Genomic DNA, 23,953 nt, shown 5'->3' on the forward strand with positions numbered 1-23,953 from the left:
AACGGAGCATTTCCATGGAAGTCATCACCATCCAGCCCGTCGTGGCGCTGATCGCCGGCGTCCTGATCCTTCTGATGCCGCGCCTCCTGAACATCATCGTCGCGATCTACCTGATCGTCGTCGGGATCACCGGCCTGATGGGAACCATCTAGGCCCGGAGGGCTTGGCGCTCTTGAAGGCATCGGACGAGGATCGGGCATGGTGGATCGGGCGACGGGACGGCGGGTGCTGATCCTGGGCGGCGGCGCAGGCGGGCTGGAGCTCGCTTCGCAGCTCGCGGGCAAGGACGGCGTCGCGGTGACGCTGATCGATCGCGAAATGACTCATCTCTGGAAGCCGCGGCTGCACGAATTCGCCGCAGGCACCGTGTCCTCGACGCTGGCCGAGATTTCCTTCTACATGCTGGCGCGCATGCGCGGCTTCCATTTCGAGCAGGGCGAGGTGCGGGCGATCGACCGCGCGGGCCGCCGCGTCGAGCTCGGCCCCATGCGCGACGCGGAGGGGCGCGAACTCGCCCCCGCCCGCGTCCTGTCCTACGACCTCCTCGTGGTCGCGCTCGGCGGCACGACGCCGGATTTCGGCGTCGAGGGCGTCGCGGAGAACGCCGTGCGCCTCGACGGCCCGGAGGACGCGGAGGATTTCCGCACCCGCTTTGCCGGCGCGATGATCCGCGCGCGGGCGAGCGGCATGCCGGCCGAGATCGTGATCGTCGGCTCCGGCGCGACGGGCACGGAGCTTGCCGCGCACCTGCGCAACTCGGAGACGGGGTTCCTGGCGCGGGGCGCGCGCGAGGCGCCGGGCAAGCTCCTCGGCATCACGGTTCTGGAGGCCGCCCCGGTCGTCATGCCCGGCATCGACGACGCTTTGCGCGAGAAGCTCGTGGAGCGGCTGAAGCAGCTCGACATCAAGACCGTGACGGACGCCAAGATCGCCGCCATCGAGCCCAACGCGGTGCGTTCCGAATCGGGCGAGCGCTGGCCGGCGGACGTCGCGGTCTGGGCGGCGGGGCTCGTCGGGCACCCCCTTCTCCAACGGCTGGCCGATTTCGAGATCGACGACAAGGGCCGCATCAAGGTGGATCGCACGCTGCGCTCCACGGTGGACGAGCGGATCACCGTGATGGGCGATGCGGCGAGCGTGACGCCGAAGGGCTCCGAGAAGCCCCTGCCGCCGACGGCGCAGGCCGCCGCCCAGCAGGCGGACTACCTCGCCGAGACGATCCCGGTGCTCCTCAAGGGGCAGCCGGTCGAGCCCTTCGAGTTCAAGAATCGCGGTCGCCTCGTCCAGCTCGGGCGGGCCGGCACGGTGGGACGCATCGGCTCAGGGTATGGCGACGACTTCCTGATCCACGGCCAGTTCGCCACCGCCGCCTACAACGCCCTCCAGCGCCACCACCAGTGGAAGGTCCTCGGCCGCTTGCGCGGCACCGTCGCGATCTTCGCCGACATGCTCTCGCCGGCCAAGGGACCGGCGCTGAAGCTGCACGGGTGAGGCGGGGCGTCCTTGCCTCATGGCCGAGGATCAGGCTTGCATACCATCTGCCGCAGTCACACTCGGCTCGGAGGACTTCCGGTCCGCTTGCCAGACGAACCAGAGGGAAGCGGACAGTTCGCTGCGTTCCGAAATTCTGGTGTTTGGCAGTCTGACCGTTCGGGCGTTCGTTGGAAAACGGGTGGATGGGCAAAGTAGTGGCGTTTAATTGATGCGCTCCTTTCCTAGGAGGGCTGCCATGCCGCTGTTGTCGAATAAAGTCGCCATCATCACTGGAGCCAGTTCCGGCATCGGCCGGGCGGCTGCCAAACTGTTCGCCATCGAGGGCGCCCGTCTCGTCATCTGTGCACGAGGAGCGGAGCAGCTCGATCAACTCGCAGCCGAAATCCGCGAGGAAGGCGGAGAGGCCGTGGTCGTTGCGGGTGATGTGGTGCAACAGAAAACTCACGAGGCCTGCGTCGCCGCTGCGAACGATGCGTTCGGATCGGTGGACATCGCTTTTAACAACGCCGGAACGGTAGGGACGATGCGCCCCCTTGCCGAATTGACGTCGAGCGAGTGGGAGGATGTGCTCAAGACCAACCTCACTGCCGCCTTTCTAGGAGCCAAGGCGCAGGTGCCCGCCATGCTGAAAGGGGGCGCCGGATCGCTGATCTTCACGAGCAGCTTTGTCGGCAATAGCGTCGGCCTTCCCGGCATGGCGGCCTACGGCGCGGCGAAGGCCGGCCTTATGGGTTTGGTCAAAGGGCTGACCGCCGATTACGGCGCGCAGGGCATTCGCGCCAATGCGCTTCTCCCGGGTGGCACGGCGACAGCTATGGCGGGGAGCCCCGAGCAGCGTGAATGGGCCGCGGCCCTTCACGCTATGAAACGGATCGCGCAACCGGATGAAATCGCTCGCGCTGCCCTGTTCCTAGCCAGTGACATGTCGAGCTTCGTGACGGGCTCAGCCCTTTGGGCCGACGGCGGGAATGCCGCCGTGAAAGGATAGGAACCCCCGGCTTCCCGCTTCTACGCCAGGCGACGAAGCGGGAAGTGTTCCACCCAGCAGACCAAGGGCGCAAGGTCCGCCCGATCGTCATCATATCGTTGCCGGCAAGGCCGGGCGATAGCTGCGATCGACGCCTCGGTCCTTTCTCGGTGTCCCGATCGATGTCCGCGTTCCGGTAGGGCGAGGAGAACTCTCTGCGGCGTGATCGGGTTGATTACCGGTCCGGAACTCTGCTTCACCCTTCTCGGCTCCATCCGTCTAGTATGCTTTTGCCCAAGGAGAGACCTTCGAGAGGCTCAGAACTCGATGCCCCGCTGGGCCTTGATGCCGGAGCGGAAGGGGTGCTTCACCATCTCCATCTCGGTCACGAGGTCGGCGAACTCGATCAGCTCGTCCCGCGCGTTTCGCCCAGTGATGACGACGTGTTTCATGGCGGGCTTGTGGTCGCGCAGGAAGGTGACGACCTCCTCGACGGGGATGTATTCGTAACGCAGGACGATGTTGAGTTCGTCCAGCACAACCATCTGGTGCTCCTCGTCCGCGATCAGCGCCTTGGCGCGCTCCCAGGCCTGCCTTGCGGCGGCGATGTCGCGCTGGCGGTCCTGCGTTTCCCAGGTGAAGCCGTCGCCCATGGCGGTGATCGTGACCTCGCCGGGAAAGCGCTCCAGCGCCTGGCGCTCGCCGGTCTCCCACTTGCCCTTCACGAACTGGACGATGCCGACCTTCATGCCGTTGCCGAGCGCGCGGAAGACGAGGCCGAAGGCGGCCGTCGACTTGCCCTTGCCCTTGCCGGTGTGGACGATGACGAGGCCCTTTTCCTGCGTCTTGGTCGCCAGGATCTTGTCGCGCGCCGCCTTCTTCTTCTTCATCTTCTCGGCGTGACGGGCGTCGAGCTCCTCCTCGGTCATGGCGGCCAGCAGCGGGGATTTCTCGCTCATGGGGTCGTGTGCTCCGTTTCGAGGGCAAATTGTGCCGAGTTGGAGCGCGGGCGCCAGAGGCCGCGCGCGATGGCTTGGCGGAAGCGCGCGCGCATCTCGGCGAGCGCGGCCGGATTGTTGGCCTGGAGAAAGTCGAGAACGGTCTCGTCCTCGAGATAGGCGGCGTGGACGAGATCGAAATGGCGGTCGGCCACCGCGTTGGTCGTCGCGGCGAAGGCGAAGAGATAGTCCACCGTCGCCGCCATCTCGAAGGCGCCCTTGTAGCCGTGGCGCATGACGCCGGCGATCCACTTGGGGTTCACGGCGCGCGCCCGCACCACGCGGGCGATCTCCTCGTCCAGCGTGCGGATCACCGGGCGCTCGGGTCGGGAATGATCGGTGTGGTAGGCGGCCGGCGCGCGGCCCGATAGGTGCTCGACGGCGGCGCTCATGCCCCCTTCGAACTGATAGTAGTCGTCGGAATCCAGAAGGTCGTGCTCGCGGTTGTCCTGGTTCTGAATCACCGCCTGCATGGCGCCGAGCCGCGCCTCGAAGGCGGCGCGCTCGGGTGCGCCTTCCGTCTCCGCGCCATAGGCGTAGGCGCCCCAGTGGAGGAAGGCGCCGGCGAGATCGCCCCGCGTTTCCCATCCGCCTTCGTCGATCAGCGCCTGAAGGCCCGCCCCGTAGGCGCCGGGCTTGGAGCCGAAAACGCGGTAGCCGGCTTGCCGCCTTGCCCTCGCCGCGTCGAGGCCGTCCCGTTCGAGGTCTTGCGCCTCGCTCGCCATGCGGGCGGCGATCGGATTGTCCTCCGCGTCCTCCTCCAGCGCGCCGACCGCCCGGACCGCCCGGTCGAACAGGGCGATCTGGTCGGGAAAGGCATCGCGGAAGAAGCCGGACACGCGCAAGGTCACGTCGACGCGCGGGCGGCCGAGCGCGGCGGGGGGCAGGATCTCGAAGCCGGTGACGCGGCCGGAAGCCCGATCCCAGGTCGGTCTGGCGCCGATCAGCGCGAGGGCTTGCGCGATGTCGTCGCCGCCCGTGCGCATGTTGGCCGTGCCCCAGCAGGTGAGGCCGACGGTGCGCAGCCATTCGCCGTGGTCCTGCAGGTGGCGGGCGACGAGAAGCTCGGCGGACTTCCGCCCCAGCGCCCAGGCGGCCTCGGTCGGCACGGCGCGCGTGTCGACGGAGAAGAAGTTGCGGCCCGTCGGCAGGACGTCGGGGCGCCCCCGCGTCGGCGCGCCGGAGGGGCCGGGAGGCACGAAGCGCCCGTCGAGCCCCGCGAGAAGCCCGGCGATCTCGGCCGCGCCGCAGGCGGCGATCGCCGGCTTCAGGCGTGTCTCGATGGCGACGAGGACGGGCTGGGTCGCGACCCAGCCGGGCTCGGGCGCCGCCTCGCCGGAGACGAGGCGGGAGGACAGGATCTCCAGCCGCTCCACCGTGTCGCCGGCCGTGCGCCAGAGATCGTCGGTCAGCCCGGCGAGCGCGGACGGGCGCGGGCCGTCCCAGGGCGCGCCCATGGCGCAGTCCAGCGGATCGAAGTCGCGCAGGCCGAGATCGCGGCCGAGCGCGCGCAGGAGCGAGACGTCGGCCGCCTCCAGCCCACGCGGCAGGCGGGCGAGGGCCACGGCGAGGTCGTCGAGCAGCCGGCCTTCCGGCGCCCGGCCGAAGACGTGGAGCCCGTCGCGGATCTGCAGCTCCTTGAGGTCGCAGAGCCATGCGTCGAGCTTTTCCAGCGCGTCGTCGTCGGGCTCGCCGGGGGAAAGGCCGGCATCCTGCCCGAGGCCGGACCCGGCCAGAAGATCCACGATCTGCCGCTTCAGAAGAGCGGTGCGGCGCGGGTCGCCGGCCGCGGCCTCGTAGTATTCGTCCACCAGCCGTTCGAGGTCGCGCGCGGGGCCGTGGCTTTCCGCCCGCGTCAGGGGCGGCGTCAGGTGGTCGAGGATCACGGCCTGTGCCCGGCGCTTGGCTTGGCTGCCCTCGCCGGGGTCGTTGACGATGAAGGGATAGAGATGGGGCAGGGGGCCGAGCACGGCCTCGGGGAAACAGGCCTCCGACAGGGCCAGCGCCTTGCCCGGCAGCCATTCGAGGTTGCCGTGCTTGCCCATGTGAATGAGCGCCTGCGCGCCGAACGTCTCCCGGAGAAAGGCGTAGGTGGCGAGATATCCGTGCGGCGGTGCGAGGTCCGGCGCGTGATAGGTCTCCTTCGGATCGATGTTATAGCCGCGCGCCGGCTGGATGCCGACGATCACCCGGCCGAAGCGCGACAGCGGCAGGGCGAAGCCGCATGCGGGATCGAAGAACGGGTCGTCCTCCGGCGCCCCCCAGCGCTCCGTCACCGCCGCGCGCGCCGGCTCCGGCAGGGCGTCGAAGAAGCGGCGATAGTCCGCAAGCGGGAGCGTCTCGCGGATCTCGCGCCCCTGGCGGCCCGCATTGGTCGGCCCGGCCTGGAGGTGCTCGATCAGCGCGTTGCCGTCGGGCGGCAGCGGCCCGGTGCGGTAGCCGGCGGCCTGCATTGCGCGCAGCACCTCGATCGTGCCGGCCGGCGTGTCGAGCCCGACGCCGTTGCCGAGCCGTCCGTCGCGGTTGGGATAGTTGGCGAGGACGATGGCGACCCGGCGCTCGGCGGGCGGCGTGCGGCGGAGCGAGGCCCAGCGCCGGCAAAGCTCGGCCGTGAAGGCGATGCGGCCGGGCTCCGGCCTGTGGGCGACGATGTCGCTCTGCGTCCGCTCGTGCCAGTCGCCCGCCGACTTGAAGGCGAGGGCCCGCGTCAGGACCCGCCCGTCCACCTCCGGCAGCGCGACGTTCATCGCGAGATCGCGCGCCGAGAGCCCCTGGGACGACGCCTCCCAGGCCTCGCGCGTCGTCCCGGCGAGCACGCCCTGCAGCACCACCGCGCCGCCTTCGTCCAACACCGTCGGCGCGAAGGGTCGGCCGGGCGCGGAGGTGGCAAAGCCCGTGAGGTTGACGACGACGTCGGGCGGCCGGGGGCCGAAGAGGGCGCGCAGCGTCTCGACGCTGACCGGGTCCTTCAGGCCGGAGACATAGGCGGGCAGGACGTCGAGCCCGCGCGCCTCCAGGCCTTGGGCCAGGGCCTCCACCGCGTCCGTCTGTCCGCTCTGCACGAGCGCGCGATAGAAGACGACCGCGGCGAGCGGGCGCGCCGGGTCGGGCTCGGAGGCGTTTGGACGCTCCAGCGGGCCGGCCTTCAGGATCGGGCGCGCCGGCGGCTCGTTCGGCTCCCGGCCGTCCGCAAGGGCCAGGCAGGAGCGCAGGAAGGCGTCGGCATTGGCCGCCCCCCCTTCGCGCAGGTACCCCCAAAGCCGTTCGCGCTCGGGCTCGGCCAGGGTCGAGAAGCGGTCGAGGCCGGGGTCCGGCCTGTCGTCGCCGGGCAGGACGGCGAGCGCGAAGCCGTGGCGGCGCGCCGCCGCGCTCCAGGCCTCGCAGCCGTGCGGCCAGTAGGCCGCGCCGCCGAGAAGCCGGATCACGACGAGGCGCGCCTCCTTGCCCATGCGCTCGATCTGCGTGTCCACCGACATGGGATGCCCGAGGCGCAGGAGGTTGGCGAGCCGCAGCGCGCCCCCGTCCAGCGCCAGCCGGTCGGCGGCGAAGGCGAGCGAAGCGAGCTCGGTGTCGGCGGCCGAGAGGACGAGGACACGGCCCGGCGTCTGGCCGAGGTCCACCGCCTCGCGCCCGTCGGCGATCGTCCCGCGCTGGAGGCTGAGAAGGTGCAAGCTATTCCGCCGCCGCGCGGGGCGCCTCGCCGAGGCCTGCCAGGGCCTCGCGGATCGCGCCCTCGCCGTCCTCGATCGCATCGTGCAGGCCGATCACCACGAAGCGCGAGGCCCGCGCCTCGCCGGGCGCGAAGGGCCTGTCGAAATAGCACTCGATCCGCTGCCCGACGGCCTGGACGACGAGCCGCATCGGCTTGCCCCGGACGGCGGCGAAGCCCTTGAGGCGCAGGATGTCGTGCGCGGCGATGACGCGCTTCAGACCCTCCGTCAGCGTCTCGACGGAAGCGACTTCGCCGGCTTCCGCGACGATGCTTTCGAAGTCCTCGTGGTCGTGGCTGTGGCCGTCGGCATGGTGGATCTCGTGATGCGAGCGGCGGCCGGCGATGAGGTCCTCCGTGCCGGCCTTCAGGCCGAGCAGCACGTCGGCGGGCAGGCGGCCGTTCTCGGCGGAGACCACGGCGAGCCGGCGGCCGGCCTCCGCCTCCACCTTGGCGCGCACGGCCCCGAGCGTCTCGGCATCCACGAGGTCGGCCTTGTTGAGGACCAGGAGGTCGGCGGCGCGGATCTGGTCCTCGAACAGCTCCTCCAGCGGGTTGTCGTGGTCGAGGCTCTCGTCGGCCTCGCGCGCGGCCTGGACCTTCTCTTCGTCGTCGGCGAAGCGCCCGGCGGCCACGGCCACGGCGTCGATCACGGTGACGACGCCGTCCACCGTCACGCGCGCCTTGACCTCCGGCCAGTTGAAGGCGGCGACCAGCGGCTGGGGCAGGGCGAGGCCGGAGGTCTCGATCACGATGTGGTCGAGGCGCTCAGTGCGCTCCAGAAGCTTTTCCATGGTCGGGATGAAGTCGTCGGCGACGGTGCAGCAGATGCAGCCGTTGGTGAGCTCGACCACGTCCTCCTCGCGGCAGGTCTCGACGCCGCAGCCTTTCAGGATGTCGCCGTCGACGCCGAGATCGCCGAACTCGTTGATCACGAGCGCGATGCGCCGGCCGCCGGCATTCTGGAGGAGGTTGCGGATCAGGGTCGTCTTGCCGGCTCCAAGGAAGCCGGTGATGACGGTTGCGGGAATCTTCTGCATGGGGTCAGCCCTTGAGTTTCAGCGGCAGGCCGGCGGCGACGAAGGTCACCTCCGTCGCCAGGGCCGCCACGCGTTGGTGAAGCCGGCCGGCATGGTCGCGAAACGTCCGCGCCATGCGGTTGTCGGGCACGATGGAGAGGCCGACCTCGTTGGAGACGAGGACGACGAGGCCGGGGAGAGGCGCTTGCAGGGTCTCGGCAAGCGCGTCGAAGGCGGCCGGAACGTCCCGCTCCTCCAGCATGAGGTTGGTCAGCCAGAGGGTGAGGCAGTCGACGAGGACCGCGCGGGATGCGCGCGCCTCGCGGGCGAGGGCCTCGGCGAGATGGAGCGGCTCCTCGACCGTCGCCCAGGGGGGCGGGCGCCGCTCGCGGTGCTCGGCGATCCGCGCCGCCATCTCGGCGTCGAAGGCGCGGCCCGTGGCGAGGTAGAGCGGCGCGAGGCCGCTCTCTGCCACGAGCCGTTCGGCAAGGGCGCTCTTGCCCGAGCGCGCACCGCCGAGCACGAAATGGAGGCTCATGCGGGCACGGCGACCCCGCGCCGGGCGCGGTCGAGCCCGAGGCCGAGGAGCGCGCCGACCGCCGTCCAGAACAGGGCGGAGACGAAAAGCGAAGCGACGGCGAACTCGGCCGCCAGCGTCGCCGGCACCGGGCTCGCGATGTCGGCCGGATGGGGCGCGCCGACGAGATGGGGCAGGAGAAGGAGCGCGAGGCCCCCGAGGATCGCCGGTACCGAGCGCCGGAAGACGAGGAGCCACAGCCCTCCGGCCGACAGCGCGACCGTCGCGACCCACCAGGCCTGCCGCGCGGCCAGATCGACGGCCGGCATGGCGGGCAGTTCGGGCGGCAGGCCGAGCGCTGGGCTGAGCGTCACGACGGCAAAGCCCGCGAGGCCCCAGAGCGCGCCGTTGGCGGCCGTCACAGGCCGGTCGAGGCCGAGGCTCGCGGCGAGAAGCAGCAGCGAGAAGGCCGCGCCGATCACGACATTGGCGAGAAGCGTGCCGCCAAGCCGCGCGGCGTCTCCGGCTTCGGTGTGCTCGCCCCCGCCGTGGGCATGGGCGGGCGAAACGAGCGAGGGCGCGAAGGCGGCGTGGTCGTGCCCCTCCTCGCCTCCCTCATAGGACTCGGCGGCGAGAATCAGCGGTGTCGTCTTGAAATGCTGGACGGGCGTGACGAAGACGCCGGCGAGGATGCCGGCCAGAAGCGCGGCGAGAAAGAAGCGTGCGAGCATGGGAAATCCCTGGCCTCCAGGCGGGTACGCGAGCGCGCCCCGGACCGTGGCGGTGCCGGTTCAAGGAACGCCGCCCGTCGCGGGCGCGCGTCTGTGGAACGCGAGGCGACGATCGCCTCAGTGGCAGGGAAGACCCATGGCGTGGCGCGCGTCGTGCGCCGTGTCGTGCAACACGTCGGCGCCGGCAAAACCGGCACCCCAAAGGAGGAACGCACCGGCGGCAAAGCTCAGGAGCATCGCCGGAAGGCGCACGGACAAGGGCGTGGATTGGGGCGTGCTGAGAGCGGATGCGCTCGAACGGGACATGGGATTCAACCTCCGTGACGACGCCCGGAATGGGCGTCTCGCAACGGATGGCAGGTCTCCTGGCTCGCGGGTCATCGGCGGTCCCCTGCCTTCCCGGACGAAACCGTCCAGTGGCGTTTCCGACAGTCGCCTGCCGGCGGGGGCGCCTCGCCGCTCTACAGTCGCGGGGTCGGCTGCGATACGGGCCCTTGGTTTAAGTCGGCCCTTCGCATTCCCTCTTAGCCTGCCGGCGCGAGGGGCGCGGCAGGACCATCCGCGCGCGAGGATAGACGGGGCGGCGGCGCTGTCAATCGATCCCGAGGCAGGCCGGGACGATCCGCCGGATCGTCTGGTGCGGAGTGTCGCGCAGATGTTGCAGGAAGGCGCCGCTGTCGAACCTAAAGCGTCCTCCAGGGCTTGTTCCGCTCGGTCCGGAAGCGGACGTTTGGCGATAAAAGGATGCGCGGTCTATGCGTCAGTAAGTTTCATCAAGGTGTTGTCCGCCGTAGTCACCTCTGCGCTGACGGTTCGGTTCCGACCGGCCCGCTTTGCTTCATAGAGAGCTGCATCAGCCCGACAGAATAGTTCAGCAGCATTCCGGTCAATCACCGCGTTGAACTGTGCAAGACCGATGCTGATGGTCGTGCTCCCGATCTGAACGCCACCTTCTGGAGCGCCCGCCGCGCAAACGCTGGATTGGAGCCTTTCCGCAACCTTTGATGCATCTTGGCTCTCGGTGTCTGGAAGCAAGACACCAAACTCCTCGCCACCAATGCGGAAAAGCTGGTCGTTCGGGTATCGTAGTCCACGCCGCAGGCACTCGCCCACGGAACGTAGAAGAACATCACCAACCGCATGGCCATAGGTGTCATTACAGGTCTTGAAGCGGTCAACGTCGATGATCAGCAGCGCAAAGGGCTTATTGCGCTCCTGGGCTGTCTGCCACTCTGCCTCCAGAGCAGCATCAAACATCCGACGGTTGGCAAGACCCGTCAGTGCATCGGTGCCAGCTACTCTAGCGAGTTCCGTGTTGGCTTCGCGAACCGCACGTTCTGCGGCTTCCGCTTTTGCCAACGCCGCTTGCAGGTCGGCCGTACGCTCCTCGACGCGACGCTCTAAGGTCTCATTTGCTTTCAGGAGCGACGCGCGACTTTCCGCTAGGCGATCCGAAGCCTCCGCCAGCGCCTTACCAATATGATTTCCCTCGGCTATGGGCATGCCGGGCAGCTTGATACGGCGACCCAAGCTTATGTCCTCAACTGCCTGAAGCAGACTTCCGCAGGTTCGACGGAACGGGAGGCTGACGACGTACACCGCGGCTGCGATGATGATGAGGACCAGCGTACCAACCGTAGCGATAGCTCCGAGGGAACGCCAGAGCGGCGCTTCCAGTGCGTCCCTCGCTACGCCAGTGGCAACATACCAACCCGTGAGTTCGGAACGGTGAAATGTACCGAGGACGGATACGCCCTGTGGGTTCATACCGGACCATTCCGTTCCGCCTGTTCGGATGAAGTCAAACCCAGGTATGGTTTGCCCTGTTCTCTGCTCGGCAGGATCCGAGCGGGCAATGATCCGTCCGGCGCTGTCCGCAAGCGATGCGTAGAACGGCGGCTTTACCCCGCGCTCCATCATCGCGGGCATGAACTCAGAGCTACGTAGAACCGCCATGACCAGATGGCTGGTGCTGCCATCCCTCTGAACGGGCGCCGTGAAGGCCACCAGACCATCGCTGCCAGGCCGAGGAACGAAGAGGTCGGAGATTGTAGCGCCATCGACAGCGTTCCGCGCACCCCGAGCAAGTGACTCTAGGGCCGCACGGCTTAACGGCGGGAACTGGCGATTGACGGTTCCAGAAACAACCGAAAGTGTTTTGGCATCGAGCAAGAGGATAACGACGTCCTCAGAAAGGGCGCGTACCTGTTCCACGAAACGGGCGATGTCGGGCACCGGGTCAAGAGCGGGAGAGGCTGCCAAGCTGCGAACCAAGGTCAGACGCTTCTCCACAAGGCGGTCAACGGCCTGCACGGCGCGCTGGTTCGTCTCATATCGTACGTGGCGAAGCTCTTCCCTCTCTTCGATCACATAGTTCCATAGCATCACACCTACAAATGCCGCGGCAGGGATCAGGATAGCGATGGCGAAAGCGACAAGATGAGCGCTGAGGGTCTTCGTCCTGAACTGCACCTACGCCCTCCCAAGCACCTGCAATCTGCCCGTTCCAGGGAATAACTCATACGAGTTGATTTAATAGCCGTCGATGAAGATTCCGTATGCAAATGGCACCGGCAGACGGCTCCAGCGGCACGATCGCGTTCCGTCTCTTGGGAAGTCTAACGATGGCCTACTTGTAAAAGTCCGCCGCGATGAAGGCGCCGAGTTCAGCTCGAGAGCGGCCGCTTCTCAAAGCGCTTTCCTGAATAGCGGACAGTTTCAAAACCACCCAATTCTGAAGGTCTTTCGCCCCTGGTAGAGCCGCTTCGCAAGCGATAGCCAGGTCGTCTCGACGCTTCGGTCTTTCTTACATCGCGGACGCGGCTATCTCTCGCCCGAACGCCACGATCGAAAGACCCCCCCATGCACCATCCCGCCATCGCCCCGCTCCACACCGCCGTCGTGATCGGGGGCGCGGCCGGCATCGGGCTGGCCGCGGCGCGCCGCTTCGCCAAGGCCGGGCTGAAGGTGGCCGTGGTGGACCGGCGGATGGACGATCTCGCGGCCGCGCACGAGGAACTCGTGGCTCTCGCCGACGGCGAGGAGGGGCGCATCGTCGCGGCCGCCTGCGACGTCACCGACCGGGCGGGCCTCCAGAAGACCGCCGGCCACATCGCAGAGCGCCTCGGCAAGGTGCATGTCCTGATGAACAATGCCGGCATCCAGCCGGGCTCGTCGATCTTCGGCGAACAGGCGGAATGGGACGCCGTCCTCTCGGTCAACCTCGGCGGCGTCATCAACGGCACACGCGCCTTCGGCCCGGCCATGATGGCGCATGGCGAGCCGGCGCTGATCATCAACACCGGCTCCAAGCAGGGCATCACCACGCCGCCGGGCGACCCGGCCTACAACGTCTCCAAGGCCGGCGTGAAGGTCTTCACCGAGGCGCTGCAGCACGAGCTGCGCGAGACGCCGGGCCATCAGGTCGGCGCGGCGCTGCTCATTCCCGGCTTCGTCTTCACCGGACTGACCGCCAAGGGGCGCGTGGAGAAGCCCGAGGGCGCCTGGACGGCGGACCAGACGATCGACTTCATGATGGACCGGCTGGAGGCCGGCGATTTCTACATCCTGTGCCCCGATGGCGAGACGACGCGCCGGCTCGACGAGAAGCGCATCCGCTGGGCGGCGGGCGACATCGTGGAGAACCGTCCGCCCCTGTCGCGCTGGCACAAGGACTGGGCGGGACGGTTCACGGACTTCGCGGCCGAGGACTGACGCCGTCAGACCAGCGATGCAGGGCACGATGCGCGCCCGGTCTGCGCGATGCGCTCCAGCGCGGGGATGTCGAGATGCGCCTCCAGCCGCGCCGCGACGGCGTCGAGAGCCGCCTCGATGCTTGCGCGATAGGTCCGGTCCGAGGGGGGGCGTCCGAGCCCTGCCAGATAGGCCTCGCGCCACGGATCGCCCGAGAACAGGCCGTGCAGATAAGTGCCGCGCACGCGACCGTCGGCGCTGACGGCGCCTTCCGGATGACCGGCGACATGAGCGAAGGGGCGCGCACGGTCCCCGCCCTCGGTCCGGCCCATGTGGATCTCGTAGGCGGGAAAGGCGATGCCCGTTTCGGAGCGCGCCTCGACCTCGCGCAACGTCTTGGGGCCCGTCATCCGCGTCTCGACCGCGAGAAGGCCGAGCCCCTCCGCTTTCCGTGTCTCGCCCTCGATGCCGTCGGGGTCGAGGATGCGCCGGCCCAGCATCTGGTAGCCGCCGCACAGGCCGAGAACGTGGCCGCCGCGCGCGTGGTGGTCGAGGATCGCGCGGTCCCAACCTTGGGCGCGCAGGGCGGCGAGGTCGGCGATCGTCGCCTTGGAGCCCGGCAGGAGCACGAGCTTCGCCTCCCGCGGCCAGGGCTCGCCCGGCCGCACGAGGCGCACGCAGACGCCGGGCGTCTGGAGCAACGGGTCGAGATCGTCGAAATTGGCGATATGCGGCAGGCGCGGCACGGCGATCACGAGATCGCCCGGGCGCGGCTCGGCCGGGGGGCGCCGGTCGAGCGCGACCGAATCCTCGGCCGGCAGCAGCCCGGCCTCGGGAAGCCACGGCACCACGCCGAGGCTCGGCCAGCCGGTGAAGCGCGTCACGGCGGCGAGCCCGTCGTCGAAGAGCGAGGGATCGCCGCGGAACTTGTTGATCAGGAAGCCGCGGACGGGCGCGCGATCGTCGGGGGGCAGGATCGCATGGGTCCCGACCAGCGAGGCGATGACGCCGCCCCGGTCGATGTCGCCGACCAGCACCACGGGCAGGCCGGCGGCGCGGGCAAAGCCCATGTTGGCGATGTCGCCGGCGCGCAAGTTGATCTCGGCCGGCGAGCCCGCGCCCTCCACCAGAACGAGGTCGGCGCCGTCGCAGACCCGCGCGAAGCTGTCGAGGACGGCCGGCAGGAAGGTGGACTTCAGCGCCTGGTAGTCGCGCCCGCGCGCCGAGCCCATGACCCGGCCCTGCACCACGACCTGCGAGCCCGTGTCCGACTGGGGCTTCAGGAGCACTGGGTTCATGTGGACGCTGGGGGGCACCCGGCAGGCCAGCGCCTGGAGCGCCTGCGCCCGCCCGATCTCGCCCCATTCGCCGGCCTCCGCGTTCCAGGCGACGGCGGCGTTGTTGCTCATGTTCTGCGGCTTGAAGGGGCGCACTTGGAGGCCCCGGTTGGCGAACAGGCGGCAGAGGCCGGCCACCAGCACGCTCTTGCCGACGTCCGACCCCGTGCCCTGCAGCATCAGGGCGGGCGGGCGCCGCGCCGTCACGACCAGAGGAACCGCACCGCCAGCGCGATGCAGACGAGGACGAGGAGCGGGCGGATCAGCCCCGCGCCGAAGCGCATGGCGACGGCAGCGCCGACGCGGGCGCCGAGAAATTGCGCGACGCCCATGGCAAGGCCGAGCTTCCAGTGGATGGAGCCGACCAAGGCGAAGACGGCGAAGCCCCCGAGATTGGAGGCGAAGTTGAGGAGCTTGGTGTGGGCCGTCGCCTTGAGGACGCCGTAGCCGGCGAGCGACACGAAGGCCAGCATGAAGAAGGACCCCGTTCCCGGCCCGAACAACCCGTCATAGGCGCCGATCAGCGGCACCAGGAACAGCGCGAAGGCGCGCGGCGAGATGCGGCGCTCGCGATCGATGTCGGAAAGGCCCGGCTTGAAGGCGAAGTAGAGCGCGATGGCGATCAGCAGGAAGGGCAGGAGCCGTTCCAGGAGGTCGAGCGGCAGCGCCGCCGCCAGAAGGGCGCCGAGGCACGCGCCGGCAAAGGACAGGCCCGCCGCCGGCAGGAGGGGGCCGAGCTTCACGTGCCCCTTTCTGGCATAGGTGATCGTCGCCGAGGCCGAGCCGAAGAGCGACTGGAGCTTGTTGGTGCCGAGCGCCGACAAGGGGTCGAGCCCGCCCAGCAAGAGCGCCGGCACCGTGATCATGCCCCCGCCCCCCGCGATCGCGTCGATCAGCCCCGCGCCGAAGGCGGCGAGGACGAGAAGCAGGAAGGTTTCGTCGAGGGGCATGGCGGTCGGGCTTTCGCGGGCGGGCGGACAGGCCATAAGCCCGGCTGCCCGTCCGGCCAAGGGGAAAAGGCGAAGCGTTTGACCTCGGCGTCCGCCTGCGGCATGAGACACGGGCCTGACGGTGCCCGCTTTCGAGTGCCTGACAAGACCTCCGGGCGGAGGGCTGGCGAGGGACTTGTCGTCGAGACGAGGAGCCGAGCGGAGACCATGCAGCGCATGGGCGAGCATCGGCAACGACGCATCGGCGGCAAGGAACCGGCAGACCGACCCCGCGAGGTCTTGTCAGGCACTCATAGGGCTCTGACACCCATGATTTCGCGGAACGGCCGACCCAATCCGGGGGCCGACGCGAAAACCGGCGGATCGATTCGCCGCGCTCCCCGCGCGGCGCCTCCTCCGGCGCGACACGACGACGGAGGACGATCATGAAGGCCTTGATGCTGTGCGGCCATGGCAGCCGCGACCGGGGCGCGGTGGACGAGTTCCGGGGCCTTGCCGAGAAGATGGCCCGCCGCCTGCCCGACTGGAGCGTCGACTACGGCTATCTCGAGTTCGCGACACCCATCATCCGCGACGGGCTCGACCGGCTGAAGGAAAAGGGCGCGCGCGAGATCCTGGCGCTGCCCGGCATGCTGTTCGCCGCCGGCCACGCCAAGAACGACATTCCCTCCGTCCTCAACACCTATGCCGCGCAGAACGGCGTGTCGGTCACCTACGGGCGCGAACTCGGCATCGACCCCAAGATGATCCGCGCCGCGGGCGAGCGCATCCGCGAGGTGCTGCGCCTCGACGGCTGGCGCGACGGCGAGCCGCTGCACGACACGATGCTGGTCGTGGTCGGACGCGGCGCGTCGGATCCCGACGCCAATTCCAACGTCGCCAAGGTCATGCGGCTCCTGTGGGAAGGGCTCGGCTTCGGCTGGGGCGAGACGGCCTATTCCGGTGTCACCTTCCCGCTGGTGGAGCCGGGCCTCACCCACGTCGCCCGCCTCGGCTATCGGCGCGTCGTGGTGTTCCCGTATTTCCTTTTCACCGGCATCCTGGTGGACCGGATCTACGACGCGACCGACCGCGTGGCGGCCGCGCACCCGGACATCCGATTCCTGAAGGCGAAATATCTCGGCGCCCACGACCTCGTGGTCGAGACCTTCGTGGACCGGCTGGAGGAGATCCTCCAGGGCACCAATCTCATGAACTGCCAGATGTGCAAGTATCGCGAGCAAGTGCTGGGCTTCGAGGCCGAGGTCGGCCTGCCGCAGGAAAGCCACCACCACCATGTCGAGGGCATCGGCACCGGCCCGGCGGCGCACGACCATGGGCACGATCACTCCCATGGACATGGCCACCACCACGACCATTCCCACGGTCATCACCACCACGACCATGCGCATGGCCACGATCACGACCATCCGCGCGATCATGGGCACCACCATGGCCACGGCCACGCGCATGGCCACACGCACCACCCCTATCCGCATGCCGACCATCCGCTCGGGCCGCGCACGTTGAAGCGTCACTGAAGCGGCCGATGCCCGTCCCGGCCTATCTCAGCGACCCCGCCGCGATCTATGCGGCGAGCTTCCGCACCATCCGCGAGGAGGGCGCGGCGGTGCTCGGGCGCTTGGCCCCCGACGCGCACGATCTCGCCATCCGCATCGCCCATGCCTGCGGCATGGTGGACGCGATGGACGACCTCGTGGTCTCGTCCGATGCCGTGGCGGCGGGGCGCGCGGCTCTCGCGTCCGGCGCGCCGATCCTGGTGGATGCCGAGATGGTGGCGCACGGTGTGATCCGCGCTCAGCTGCCGGCGGGCAACCGCGTGGTTTGCCGGCTCAACGATCCATCCGTCCCCGAGCGGGCGCGGCAACTCGCCACCACGCGCTCGGCGGCGCAGGTCGACCTCTGGGACGCCGATCTCGCCGGTGCCGTCGTTGCCATCGGCAACGCGCCGACCGCGCTGTTCCGCCTTCTGGAGCGGCTGGACGCCGCCGCGCCGCGCCCGGCCGTGATCCTCGGCTTTCCCGTCGGCTTCGTCGGCGCCGCCGAATCCAAGGCGGAGCTTGCCGCCGACCCGCGCGGGCTTCCCTTCGCGACGCTGCGCGGCCGGCGGGGCGGCAGCGCCGTCGCCGCGGCGGCGGTCAACGCGCTCGCCGCCGGCCTCGAAGGCGCGCCGGCATGACGCCCTGGCTGCACCTTGTAGGCATCGGCGACGGCGGCCTTGCGACCCTGCCGCCGGATGCCGCGCGCAGTCTGGCCGAGGCCGAGATCGTCTTCGGCGGCGCCCGTCACCTCGCGATGCTGCCGGGCGACCATCCGGCCGAGCGGCGCCCCTGGCGCTCGCCCTTCGCCGATTCGGCCGCCGACATTCTGGCCGCGCGCGGGCGTCGCGCCGTGGTCCTTGCGACGGGCGACCCCTCCTGGTTCGGGCCGGCACGCTGGCTGCGCGAGGTGCTGGCGCCGGGCGAGTTCACGGTCCTGCCCGCCCCCTCCGCCTTCTCGCTCGCGGCCGCCCGGCTCGGCTGGGCGCTGGAGGACGTCCGTTGCCTGTCCGTCCACGGCCGGCCGCTCGAGGCGATCGCGCCGGACCTTCGCGACGGCGCCCGGCTCCTCGTCCTGTCGGAGGACGGCACGACGCCCGCCCGCCTTGCGGCCTGGGCGAGCGAGCGCGGCTTCGGGCCGAGCCGGCTGCATGTCCTGGAGCACATGGGCGGCGAGGGGGAGCGGCTGCGCGCATGCCGGGCCGACGCCTTCGACCTCGGGGAGGTCGCCGCCCTCAACACGATCGCCCTCGAATGCGCGGCGGGGGAGGGCACCCGCGCCCATTCGACCGCACCGGGCCTGCCCGACGACGCCTTCCGCCACGACGGCAAGATGACCAAGCGCACGCTGCGGGCTCTGGCCCTCGCGGCGCTCGAGCCGATGCCCGGCCAGCTTCTCTGGGACGTCGGCGCCGGCTGCGGCTCGATCTCGGTGGAGTGGCTGCGCGCGGCGCCGGGCGGCCGGGCGCTCGCCATCGAGCCGCACGAGGCCCGCCGGGCGATGATCGCGGAGAACGCCCGCAACCTCGCGCCGCACGGTCTTGAGATCGTGCCGGCCCGCGCGCCGGACGCCTTTGCCGGCTTGCCCGCGCCGGACGCCGTGTTTCTCGGCGGCGGGCTGACGGACGGCCTCTTCCCCGGAGCCTTCGGGGCGCTCAAGCCCGGCGGCCGGCTCGTCGCCCATGCGGTGACGCTGGAATCGGAGGCGATCCTCCTGGCGCTGCACGAGGTCCACGGCGGCGAGCTGCTGCGCGCTGGGGTGTCGACGGCCGAGCCCGTCGGCCCCTATCGCGGCTGGCGCGCATCCATGCCCGTGACCCACTGGCACATCACCAAGCAGGCGCTCCCATGACCGGGCGCCTCCTCGGGATCGGCCTCGGGCCGGGCGACCCCGAGCTCCTGACGCTGAAGGCGGTGCGCCTCCTGCGGGAAGCGCCCGTGATCGCCTATCCCCTGTCGGAAGGCGGGACGAGCCTTGCCCGCTCGATCGCCGCCCCGCACCTCCCAGGAGGCCAGTCCGAGATCGCGATCGAGCTCTGCATGTCGGTGACCCGGGCGCCGGGGCAGGGCGCCTACGACCTCGCCGCGCCGAAGATCGCCGCCGAGCTGGACGCCGGCCGCGACGTCGCCGTGCTCTGCGAGGGTGATCCGTTCTTCTACGGCTCCTTCCTCCAGCTCTTCGCGCGGCTCGGAAGCCGCTACCCCGCCGAGATCGTGCCGGGCATCTCCTCCGTCATGGCGGCGGCCGCGCGCACGCGGCGGCCTTTGAGCGCACGGGACGACCGCTTCGCCGTCCTGCCCGCGACCCTGCCCGACGCCGCCTTGCGGGCCGGGATAGAGGCGGCCGAAAGCGTCGCGATCCTCAAGCTCGGCCGGCACTTTGCGCGCGCCAAGGCGCTGATCGGGACGCTTGGCCTGACCAAGGACGCGACCTATGCCGAGCGTGTCGGCCAGCCCGGAGAGCGCGTCCTGCCGCTCGCCGAGACGGGTGACCGCGCCCCCTATTTCGCGCTGATCCTCCTCTACAAGGGCGCCGAACCCGCGATCCTCTCGGCGCTCGCCCCGGAAGCCTCCCGATGACCGTGCCCGCGATCCTCTGCCTCGGTCCCGCCGCCCTGCCGCTCGCCCGGCGCCTCGCCGACGCGCTGCGCGGCGAGGTGCATGGGGGCGAGCGCGTCGCCGGCGCCGACCTCGCCTTTTCCGGCGCGGCCGAGCATATCCGGGGCCTCTTCACGTCCGGCCGCCCCATCGTCGCGCTGATGGCCTCCGGCGCGCTGATCCGCATCCTCGCCCCGATGCTCGCCGACAAGGGCGCCGAGCCGCCGGTTCTCTGCGTCGCCGAGGACGGCTCGGCCGTGGTGCCGCTTCTGGGCGGCCATCACGGAGCGAACGATCTGGCCCGCCGGATCGCCGCGATCCTCGATGTCGCTCCCGCCATCACCACGGCGGGCGACCTGCGTTTCGGCGTCGCGCTCGACGCGCCGCCCGACGGCTTCGTGCTCGAAAACCCGGCCGACGCCAAATCCGTCATGGCCGAACTCCTTGCCGGCGAGCACGCCTGGATCGAGGGCGCGGCGCCGTGGCTGGAGGCGTCGTCCATCCCCGTGTCCGACGACGGCCGCGTCACCTTGAGCGTCTCGGAGGAGGCCCGTGCGTCGGCGCCGCTCGAACTCCTGTACCGCCCCAGCACCCTGGTGCTCGGCATCGGCGCCGAGCGGGGCGCGCCGCCGGAAGAGGCCGTGGCGCTGGCCGAACGGGTGATCGGCGAATCCGGCCTTAGCCCCCTTTCGCTCGCCGCCGTAGCCTCGCTCGACCTCAAGGCGGACGAGCCGGCGATCCACGCGGTCGCCGCCCGTTTCAATGTGCCCGCCCGCTTCTTCGACGCGGCGCGGCTGGAAGCAGAAGTGCCGCGCCTCGCCAACCCTTCCGAACTCGTGTTCCGCGAGACCGGCTGCCACGGCGTGGCGGAAGGGGCGGCGCTTGCCGGCGTCGGGAATGCCGGCGAACTGGTGGTCCCCAAGCGGAAGTCCGCCCGCGCGACCGCCGCGCTCGCCCGCGCGCCCCGGCCCCTCGATGCGACGGCCATTGGCCGCTCGCGGGGCCGGCTCTTCGTGGTCGGCATCGGGCCGGGGGGCGCGCACTGGCGCTCGCCGGAAGTCTCCGCCATGGTGGCCGAAGCCGGCGATCTCGTCGGCTATTCGCTCTATCTCGACCTCCTGGGGCCGCTCGCCGTGGGCAAGCGCCGCCACGACTTCGATCTCGGCGCGGAAGAGGCGCGGGTGCGCTTCGCCTTGGAACTCGCGGCGGAGGGGCGCGACGTTGCGCTCGTCTGCTCAGGCGATGCCGGCATCTACGCCATGGCGACGCTGGTCTTCGAACTGATCGACCGGGGCGACGTGGCGGACGCCGCGCGTCGCGTCGCGATCGCCGTCTCGCCCGGCATTTCCGCCCTCCAGGCGGCGGCGGCGCGCGCCGGGGCGCCGCTCGGCCACGACTTCTGCACCATCTCGCTCTCCGACCTCCTGACGCCCTGGGAGGACATCCAGCGGCGGGTGAAGGCGGCCGCCGAGGGCGACTTCGTGATCGCCTTCTACAACCCGGTCTCCAAGCGCCGCCGTACGCAACTCGCTCATGCCCGCGACGTTCTCCTCGCCCATCGCCCGCCCGAGACGCCGGTGGTGCTCGCCACCAATCTCGGCCGCGAGGGCGAAAGCGTACGGATCGTCGAACTGCGTCACCTCGACGTCGACGAGGTCGACATGCTGACCGTGGTCGTCGTCGGCTCCACCAACACGCGGGCCTTCGTGAGCGGGGAAGGCCGCGCTTACGCCTATACGCCGCGCGGCTATGCGGCCAAGGCCGGATCGGGGATCGGATCGTGACCGTCCATTTCATCGGCGCCGGCCCCGGCGCGCCCGACCTCATCACCGTGCGCGGACTTCGCCTGATCGAGCGCTGCCCGGTCTGCCTCTATGCCGGCTCGCTGGTGCCGGAGGAGATCGTCAGGGCCGCGCCCAAGGGCGCCCGCGTCCTCGACACCGCCCCGATGCATCTCGACGAGATCGTGGCCGAGATGGAGGCCGCCCACCTAGCGGGTTTCGACGTCGCGCGCGTCCATTCGGGCGACCCGTCGATCTACGGCGCGACCGCCGAGCAGATGCGCCGGCTCGACGCGCTCGGCATTCCCTACGACGTGACGCCGGGCGTGCCGGCCTTCGCCGCCGCGGCGGCAGCGCTCAAACAGGAACTGACGATCCCCGAGGTCTGCCAGAGCGTGATCGTCACGCGCACGGCGATGAAGTCCTCCGCCATGCCCGAAGGCGAGGATCTAGCGACGCTCGGGCGGAGCGGCGCGACGCTCGCGATCCATCTGTCGATCCGCAACCTCGCCCATATCGAGCGCGAACTGTCGCCGCTGCCGGCCTACGGTCCGGACTGCCCCGTGGTCGTCGCCTATCGCGTCGGCTGGCCGGACGAGGCCTTCATCCATGCGACGCTCGCGACGGTGGCGAAGCGCGTGCGCGAGGCCAAGCTCACCCGCACAGCGCTGGTTCTCGTCGGCCGCGCGCTGCGGGCGGAGGGCTTCGTCGATTCCAAGCTCTACGACGCCGCCCATCCGCATATCCTGCGGCCGAAGCGCGCGAAGTCAGCCGGCTAACCAAGCGAGTGTCGCCTCGACGCTCGACAACAGAGGCGGCGGGGGCGGCGGCGGGCGGTCGATCAGGACGACGGGGATTTCCAGATCGCGCGCAGCCACGATCTTGGCGTAAGAGGTCGCCCCCCCGGCGTTGCGGCAGACGAGATGGGTGATGCCGTTGGCGACGAACAGCGCCGTCTCGGCCGCGACATCGCCCGGCTTGCCGAGCACGAGGTCGGCGGGAAAGGGCAGGGCGGCCGGCGCGTCCACCATGCGCAGGACGGGGCGGAGATCCGGCCGATGGCGGAACGGGGCGATGTGCTGGTGCCCGAGCGCCAGGAAGGGCCGCGCCCCCTCTGGCAGCGCGTCGACGGCCGCCTTGAGGCAGAGGACGCGTTGCCAGCGGTCGCCGGGCGCCTCGTCCCATCCGGGACGGTGCAGAGCCACCCGTTTCACACGCGTCACCTGCGCCGCCTCCGCTGCGTTGCGCGAGATGCCGACCGCGAAGGGATGCGTCGCATCCACGAGATGGGTGATGCGCTCGGCCGCGAGCCAGTCCGCCAGCCCCGCCGCGCCGCCGAACCCGCCGATCCGCGCTTCGATGCTGCCGGGAAGGTCGGGCGCCACGGTGCGACCGGCTAGGGACAGGACGAGCCGCTCTGGCGAATGTTCCACGTGAAACACTTTGGCAAGGATTGTGGCTTCCGCCGTCCCGCCGAGAATCAGGACGCGGACCTCGGACCTACCCGGCACGGGCGATCACCTGTCCGGCGCGGTCCGTCACCAGCACCTCGACACGGCAGGGCGCGTCGCCGAGCGCTTCCCGCGCCGTCGCCAGCGCGCGCCGGGCGACCGGCGTGGCGAGGTCGAGCCCTTGCGCGGCCGAGAGGTCCAGCACTTCCTTCGCCGTGTTGGCGCGGAGCACAGTGGTTTCCATCTCGCCCGCCCGCTCGCCGAGAAGGCCGAGCAAGAAGCCGAAATCCACCTGGCTCCGACCGGAATGGAGGTCGAGCGACCCCTGCGCGAGCTTGGTGAACTTGGCGAAGCCTCCGGCGAGCGTCAGGCGCGGGACGGGGTGGCGACGCAGATACTTCAGAACCCCGCCCGCGAAGTCGCCCATGTCGAGATAGGCGATGTCGGGAAGCGTGGGATAGAGACGTCGTGCGGCGTCCTCGCTGGCCGAGCCCGTCGCACCGACGACATGGGCGAGGCCCGAAGCGCGCGCGACGTCGATACCGCGATGGATCGAATGGATCCAGGCCGAGCAGGAAAAGGGATGGACGATCCCCGTCGTGCCGAGGATCGACAGGCCGCCGAGAATGCCGAGCCGGCCGTTCCAGGTCTTCTCCGCCAGCCGCTCCCCGTCCCGCACCTCGATCGTGATCTCGACATCGGGGGAAAGTCCGTGCGCGGCGCAGAGCGCCTCGACTTCCGCGCGCATCAGGGCGCGGGGCACCGGGTTGATCGCGGGCTCCCCCGGCGGGATCGGCAGGCCGGGGCGCGTCACGGTGCCGACGCCGGGTCCTGCCCGGAAACAGATGCCGGAGCCGGGAGGGGCGAGGCGCACGCGCGCGCCGATCTCGGCGAGATGCGTGACGTCCGGATCGTCGCCCGCGTCCTTCACGATGGCGGCGAAGGCGGTGCCCTCCGACAGATCCGTGCGGGCGAGGGGGAAGGCCGGACGCTCGCCCTTCGGCAACGCGATCTCGACGGGATCTGGGAAGTCACCGGTCAGAAGGGCGGTCAGCGCCGCCTTGGTCGCGGCGGTGGCGCAGGCGCCCGTAGTCCAGCCGCGCCGGAGCGGCGCTCCGTCGCGCGTCCCGCTCGTGCTGGTCCGGCGCTGGCCGAGATCGATGCTCATGA

21 protein-coding genes and 1 riboswitch are annotated in these 23,953 nt (G+C 70.2%); of the genes, 10 read left to right on the forward strand and 11 right to left on the reverse strand.

Annotated elements, in window-relative coordinates; translation table 11 throughout:
* Nucleotides 1-14 precede the first annotated feature (14 nt).
* From O5O54_RS04240 to O5O54_RS04250, 3 genes are all read left to right on the forward strand, one after another.
* Nucleotides 15-152: a DUF3096 domain-containing protein gene (locus tag O5O54_RS04240; RefSeq protein ID WP_407061659.1), complete on the forward strand. Its 138-nt coding sequence runs from the start codon at nucleotides 15-17 to the stop codon at nucleotides 150-152.
* A gap of 46 nt (nucleotides 153-198) precedes the next feature.
* On the forward strand, nucleotides 199-1,491 hold the full coding sequence (locus tag O5O54_RS04245; RefSeq protein ID WP_279479200.1) for an NAD(P)/FAD-dependent oxidoreductase: 1,293 nt from the start codon (nucleotides 199-201) through the stop codon (nucleotides 1,489-1,491).
* A 238-nt stretch (nucleotides 1,492-1,729) separates the two neighbouring features.
* Nucleotides 1,730-2,482, forward strand: coding sequence for an SDR family oxidoreductase (locus tag O5O54_RS04250; protein ID WP_279479202.1), 753 nt, complete (start codon nucleotides 1,730-1,732; stop codon nucleotides 2,480-2,482).
* 296 nt (nucleotides 2,483-2,778) lie between these two features.
* On the opposite strand, the gene cobO is transcribed toward O5O54_RS04250, so the two are convergent.
* The 7 genes from cobO to O5O54_RS04285 form a co-directional block, all read right to left on the reverse strand.
* Nucleotides 2,779-3,420, reverse strand: coding sequence for a cob(I)yrinic acid a,c-diamide adenosyltransferase (gene cobO / locus O5O54_RS04255; protein WP_279479204.1), 642 nt, complete (start codon nucleotides 3,418-3,420; stop codon nucleotides 2,779-2,781).
* Nucleotides 3,417-7,130 (reverse strand): cobaltochelatase subunit CobN, encoded by a 3,714-nt coding sequence (gene cobN / locus O5O54_RS04260; RefSeq protein ID WP_279479206.1) that lies wholly within the window; start codon nucleotides 7,128-7,130, stop codon nucleotides 3,417-3,419. Before cobN ends, cobO begins: the two co-directional genes overlap by 4 nt.
* A gap of 1 nt (nucleotide 7,131) precedes the next feature.
* The gene (gene cobW, locus O5O54_RS04265) at nucleotides 7,132-8,208 is read right to left on the reverse strand and encodes a cobalamin biosynthesis protein CobW (RefSeq protein ID WP_279479207.1); all 1,077 of its coding nucleotides are present in this window, start codon (nucleotides 8,206-8,208) and stop codon (nucleotides 7,132-7,134) included.
* Nucleotides 8,209-8,212: 4 nt separating this feature from the next.
* Nucleotides 8,213-8,725, reverse strand: a complete 513-nt coding sequence (gene cobU / locus O5O54_RS04270) for a bifunctional adenosylcobinamide kinase/adenosylcobinamide-phosphate guanylyltransferase (protein WP_279479209.1) — start codon at nucleotides 8,723-8,725, stop codon at nucleotides 8,213-8,215.
* Nucleotides 8,722-9,435: a CbtA family protein gene (locus O5O54_RS04275; RefSeq protein WP_279479211.1), complete on the reverse strand. Its 714-nt coding sequence runs from the start codon at nucleotides 9,433-9,435 to the stop codon at nucleotides 8,722-8,724. Before O5O54_RS04275 ends, cobU begins: the two co-directional genes overlap by 4 nt.
* A 117-nt stretch (nucleotides 9,436-9,552) precedes the next feature.
* A complete protein-coding gene (locus O5O54_RS04280) occupies nucleotides 9,553-9,741 on the reverse strand; it encodes a CbtB-domain containing protein (protein ID WP_279479213.1) in 189 nt (62 codons plus the stop codon).
* Between the two features lie 31 nt (nucleotides 9,742-9,772).
* Nucleotides 9,773-10,010: riboswitch (cobalamin riboswitch) on the reverse strand.
* A gap of 178 nt (nucleotides 10,011-10,188) precedes the next feature.
* Nucleotides 10,189-11,907 carry a GGDEF domain-containing protein gene (locus O5O54_RS04285; RefSeq protein ID WP_279479215.1) on the reverse strand — a complete coding sequence of 573 codons (1,719 nt, stop codon included), beginning with the start codon at nucleotides 11,905-11,907 and terminating at the stop codon, nucleotides 10,189-10,191.
* A 390-nt stretch (nucleotides 11,908-12,297) separates the two neighbouring features.
* Between O5O54_RS04285 and O5O54_RS04290 the strand changes: the two genes are divergently transcribed.
* Nucleotides 12,298-13,149 carry an SDR family oxidoreductase gene (locus O5O54_RS04290; RefSeq protein ID WP_279479217.1) on the forward strand — a complete coding sequence of 284 codons (852 nt, stop codon included), beginning with the start codon at nucleotides 12,298-12,300 and terminating at the stop codon, nucleotides 13,147-13,149.
* Between the two features lie 5 nt (nucleotides 13,150-13,154).
* On the opposite strand, the gene O5O54_RS04295 is transcribed toward O5O54_RS04290, so the two are convergent.
* Both O5O54_RS04295 and O5O54_RS04300 read right to left on the reverse strand, forming a co-directional pair.
* Nucleotides 13,155-14,645 (reverse strand): cobyric acid synthase, encoded by a 1,491-nt coding sequence (locus tag O5O54_RS04295; protein WP_279479436.1) that lies wholly within the window; start codon nucleotides 14,643-14,645, stop codon nucleotides 13,155-13,157.
* 23 nt (nucleotides 14,646-14,668) lie between these two features.
* Nucleotides 14,669-15,415, reverse strand: coding sequence for a TSUP family transporter (locus O5O54_RS04300; protein WP_279479219.1), 747 nt, complete (start codon nucleotides 15,413-15,415; stop codon nucleotides 14,669-14,671).
* 425 nt (nucleotides 15,416-15,840) lie between these two features.
* Here O5O54_RS04300 and O5O54_RS04305 point away from each other — a divergent pair, with 425 nt between their 5' ends.
* The 6 genes from O5O54_RS04305 to cobM are packed head-to-tail and all read left to right on the forward strand — an operon-like array spanning nucleotide 15,841 to nucleotide 22,111.
* Nucleotides 15,841-16,935, forward strand: coding sequence for a sirohydrochlorin chelatase (locus O5O54_RS04305; protein ID WP_279479222.1), 1,095 nt, complete (start codon nucleotides 15,841-15,843; stop codon nucleotides 16,933-16,935).
* An 8-nt stretch (nucleotides 16,936-16,943) separates the two neighbouring features.
* Entirely contained in the window at nucleotides 16,944-17,594 is a 651-nt protein-coding gene (locus tag O5O54_RS04310) for a precorrin-8X methylmutase (RefSeq protein ID WP_279479224.1), read from the forward strand.
* Nucleotides 17,591-18,805 carry a precorrin-6y C5,15-methyltransferase (decarboxylating) subunit CbiE gene (cbiE, locus tag O5O54_RS04315; RefSeq protein ID WP_279479226.1) on the forward strand — a complete coding sequence of 405 codons (1,215 nt, stop codon included), beginning with the start codon at nucleotides 17,591-17,593 and terminating at the stop codon, nucleotides 18,803-18,805. Before O5O54_RS04310 ends, cbiE begins: the two co-directional genes overlap by 4 nt.
* Nucleotides 18,802-19,533, forward strand: a complete 732-nt coding sequence (gene cobI / locus O5O54_RS04320) for a precorrin-2 C(20)-methyltransferase (protein WP_279479228.1) — start codon at nucleotides 18,802-18,804, stop codon at nucleotides 19,531-19,533. The genes cbiE and cobI overlap by 4 nt, the downstream gene beginning before the upstream one ends.
* The gene (cobJ, locus tag O5O54_RS04325; protein ID WP_279479229.1) at nucleotides 19,530-21,335 is read left to right on the forward strand and encodes a precorrin-3B C(17)-methyltransferase; all 1,806 of its coding nucleotides are present in this window, start codon (nucleotides 19,530-19,532) and stop codon (nucleotides 21,333-21,335) included. Before cobI ends, cobJ begins: the two co-directional genes overlap by 4 nt.
* The gene (gene cobM, locus O5O54_RS04330) at nucleotides 21,332-22,111 is read left to right on the forward strand and encodes a precorrin-4 C(11)-methyltransferase (protein ID WP_279479231.1); all 780 of its coding nucleotides are present in this window, start codon (nucleotides 21,332-21,334) and stop codon (nucleotides 22,109-22,111) included. Before cobJ ends, cobM begins: the two co-directional genes overlap by 4 nt.
* Here the strand turns inward: cobM and O5O54_RS04335 are convergent.
* Both O5O54_RS04335 and O5O54_RS04340 read right to left on the reverse strand, forming a co-directional pair.
* Nucleotides 22,100-22,843 carry a cobalt-precorrin-6A reductase gene (locus O5O54_RS04335; protein ID WP_279479233.1) on the reverse strand — a complete coding sequence of 248 codons (744 nt, stop codon included), beginning with the start codon at nucleotides 22,841-22,843 and terminating at the stop codon, nucleotides 22,100-22,102. The two genes, cobM and O5O54_RS04335, sit on opposite strands and share 12 nt — an antisense overlap.
* Nucleotides 22,833-23,951, reverse strand: coding sequence for a cobalt-precorrin-5B (C(1))-methyltransferase (locus tag O5O54_RS04340; protein ID WP_279479235.1), 1,119 nt, complete (start codon nucleotides 23,949-23,951; stop codon nucleotides 22,833-22,835). The genes O5O54_RS04335 and O5O54_RS04340 overlap by 11 nt, the downstream gene beginning before the upstream one ends.
* Nucleotides 23,952-23,953: the final 2 nt, after the last annotated feature.

The organism is Aureimonas sp. SK2, from assembly GCF_029813115.1.
Classification (GTDB): domain Bacteria; phylum Pseudomonadota; class Alphaproteobacteria; order Rhizobiales; family Rhizobiaceae; genus Aureimonas.

Coding starts and splice junctions, on each gene's coding strand:
- cobJ (WP_279479229.1), top strand. CDS start 19,530: ATGACCGTGCCCGCGATCCTCTGCCTCGGTCCCGCCGCCCTGCCGCTC.
- cobO (WP_279479204.1), bottom strand. CDS start 3,420: ATGAGCGAGAAATCCCCGCTGCTGGCCGCCATGACCGAGGAGGAGCTC.
- O5O54_RS04295 (WP_279479436.1), bottom strand. CDS start 14,645: ATGCTGCAGGGCACGGGGTCGGACGTCGGCAAGAGCGTGCTGGTGGCC.
- O5O54_RS04340 (WP_279479235.1), bottom strand. CDS start 23,951: ATGAGCATCGATCTCGGCCAGCGCCGGACCAGCACGAGCGGGACGCGC.
- O5O54_RS04300 (WP_279479219.1), bottom strand. CDS start 15,415: ATGCCCCTCGACGAAACCTTCCTGCTTCTCGTCCTCGCCGCCTTCGGC.
- cobI (WP_279479228.1), top strand. CDS start 18,802: ATGACCGGGCGCCTCCTCGGGATCGGCCTCGGGCCGGGCGACCCCGAG.
- cbiE (WP_279479226.1), top strand. CDS start 17,591: ATGACGCCCTGGCTGCACCTTGTAGGCATCGGCGACGGCGGCCTTGCG.
- O5O54_RS04305 (WP_279479222.1), top strand. CDS start 15,841: ATGAAGGCCTTGATGCTGTGCGGCCATGGCAGCCGCGACCGGGGCGCG.
- O5O54_RS04275 (WP_279479211.1), bottom strand. CDS start 9,435: ATGCTCGCACGCTTCTTTCTCGCCGCGCTTCTGGCCGGCATCCTCGCC.
- O5O54_RS04240 (WP_407061659.1), top strand. CDS start 15: ATGGAAGTCATCACCATCCAGCCCGTCGTGGCGCTGATCGCCGGCGTC.
- O5O54_RS04245 (WP_279479200.1), top strand. CDS start 199: ATGGTGGATCGGGCGACGGGACGGCGGGTGCTGATCCTGGGCGGCGGC.
- O5O54_RS04250 (WP_279479202.1), top strand. CDS start 1,730: ATGCCGCTGTTGTCGAATAAAGTCGCCATCATCACTGGAGCCAGTTCC.
- O5O54_RS04280 (WP_279479213.1), bottom strand. CDS start 9,741: ATGTCCCGTTCGAGCGCATCCGCTCTCAGCACGCCCCAATCCACGCCC.
- cobU (WP_279479209.1), bottom strand. CDS start 8,725: ATGAGCCTCCATTTCGTGCTCGGCGGTGCGCGCTCGGGCAAGAGCGCC.
- O5O54_RS04310 (WP_279479224.1), top strand. CDS start 16,944: ATGCCCGTCCCGGCCTATCTCAGCGACCCCGCCGCGATCTATGCGGCG.
- cobW (WP_279479207.1), bottom strand. CDS start 8,208: ATGCAGAAGATTCCCGCAACCGTCATCACCGGCTTCCTTGGAGCCGGC.
- O5O54_RS04290 (WP_279479217.1), top strand. CDS start 12,298: ATGCACCATCCCGCCATCGCCCCGCTCCACACCGCCGTCGTGATCGGG.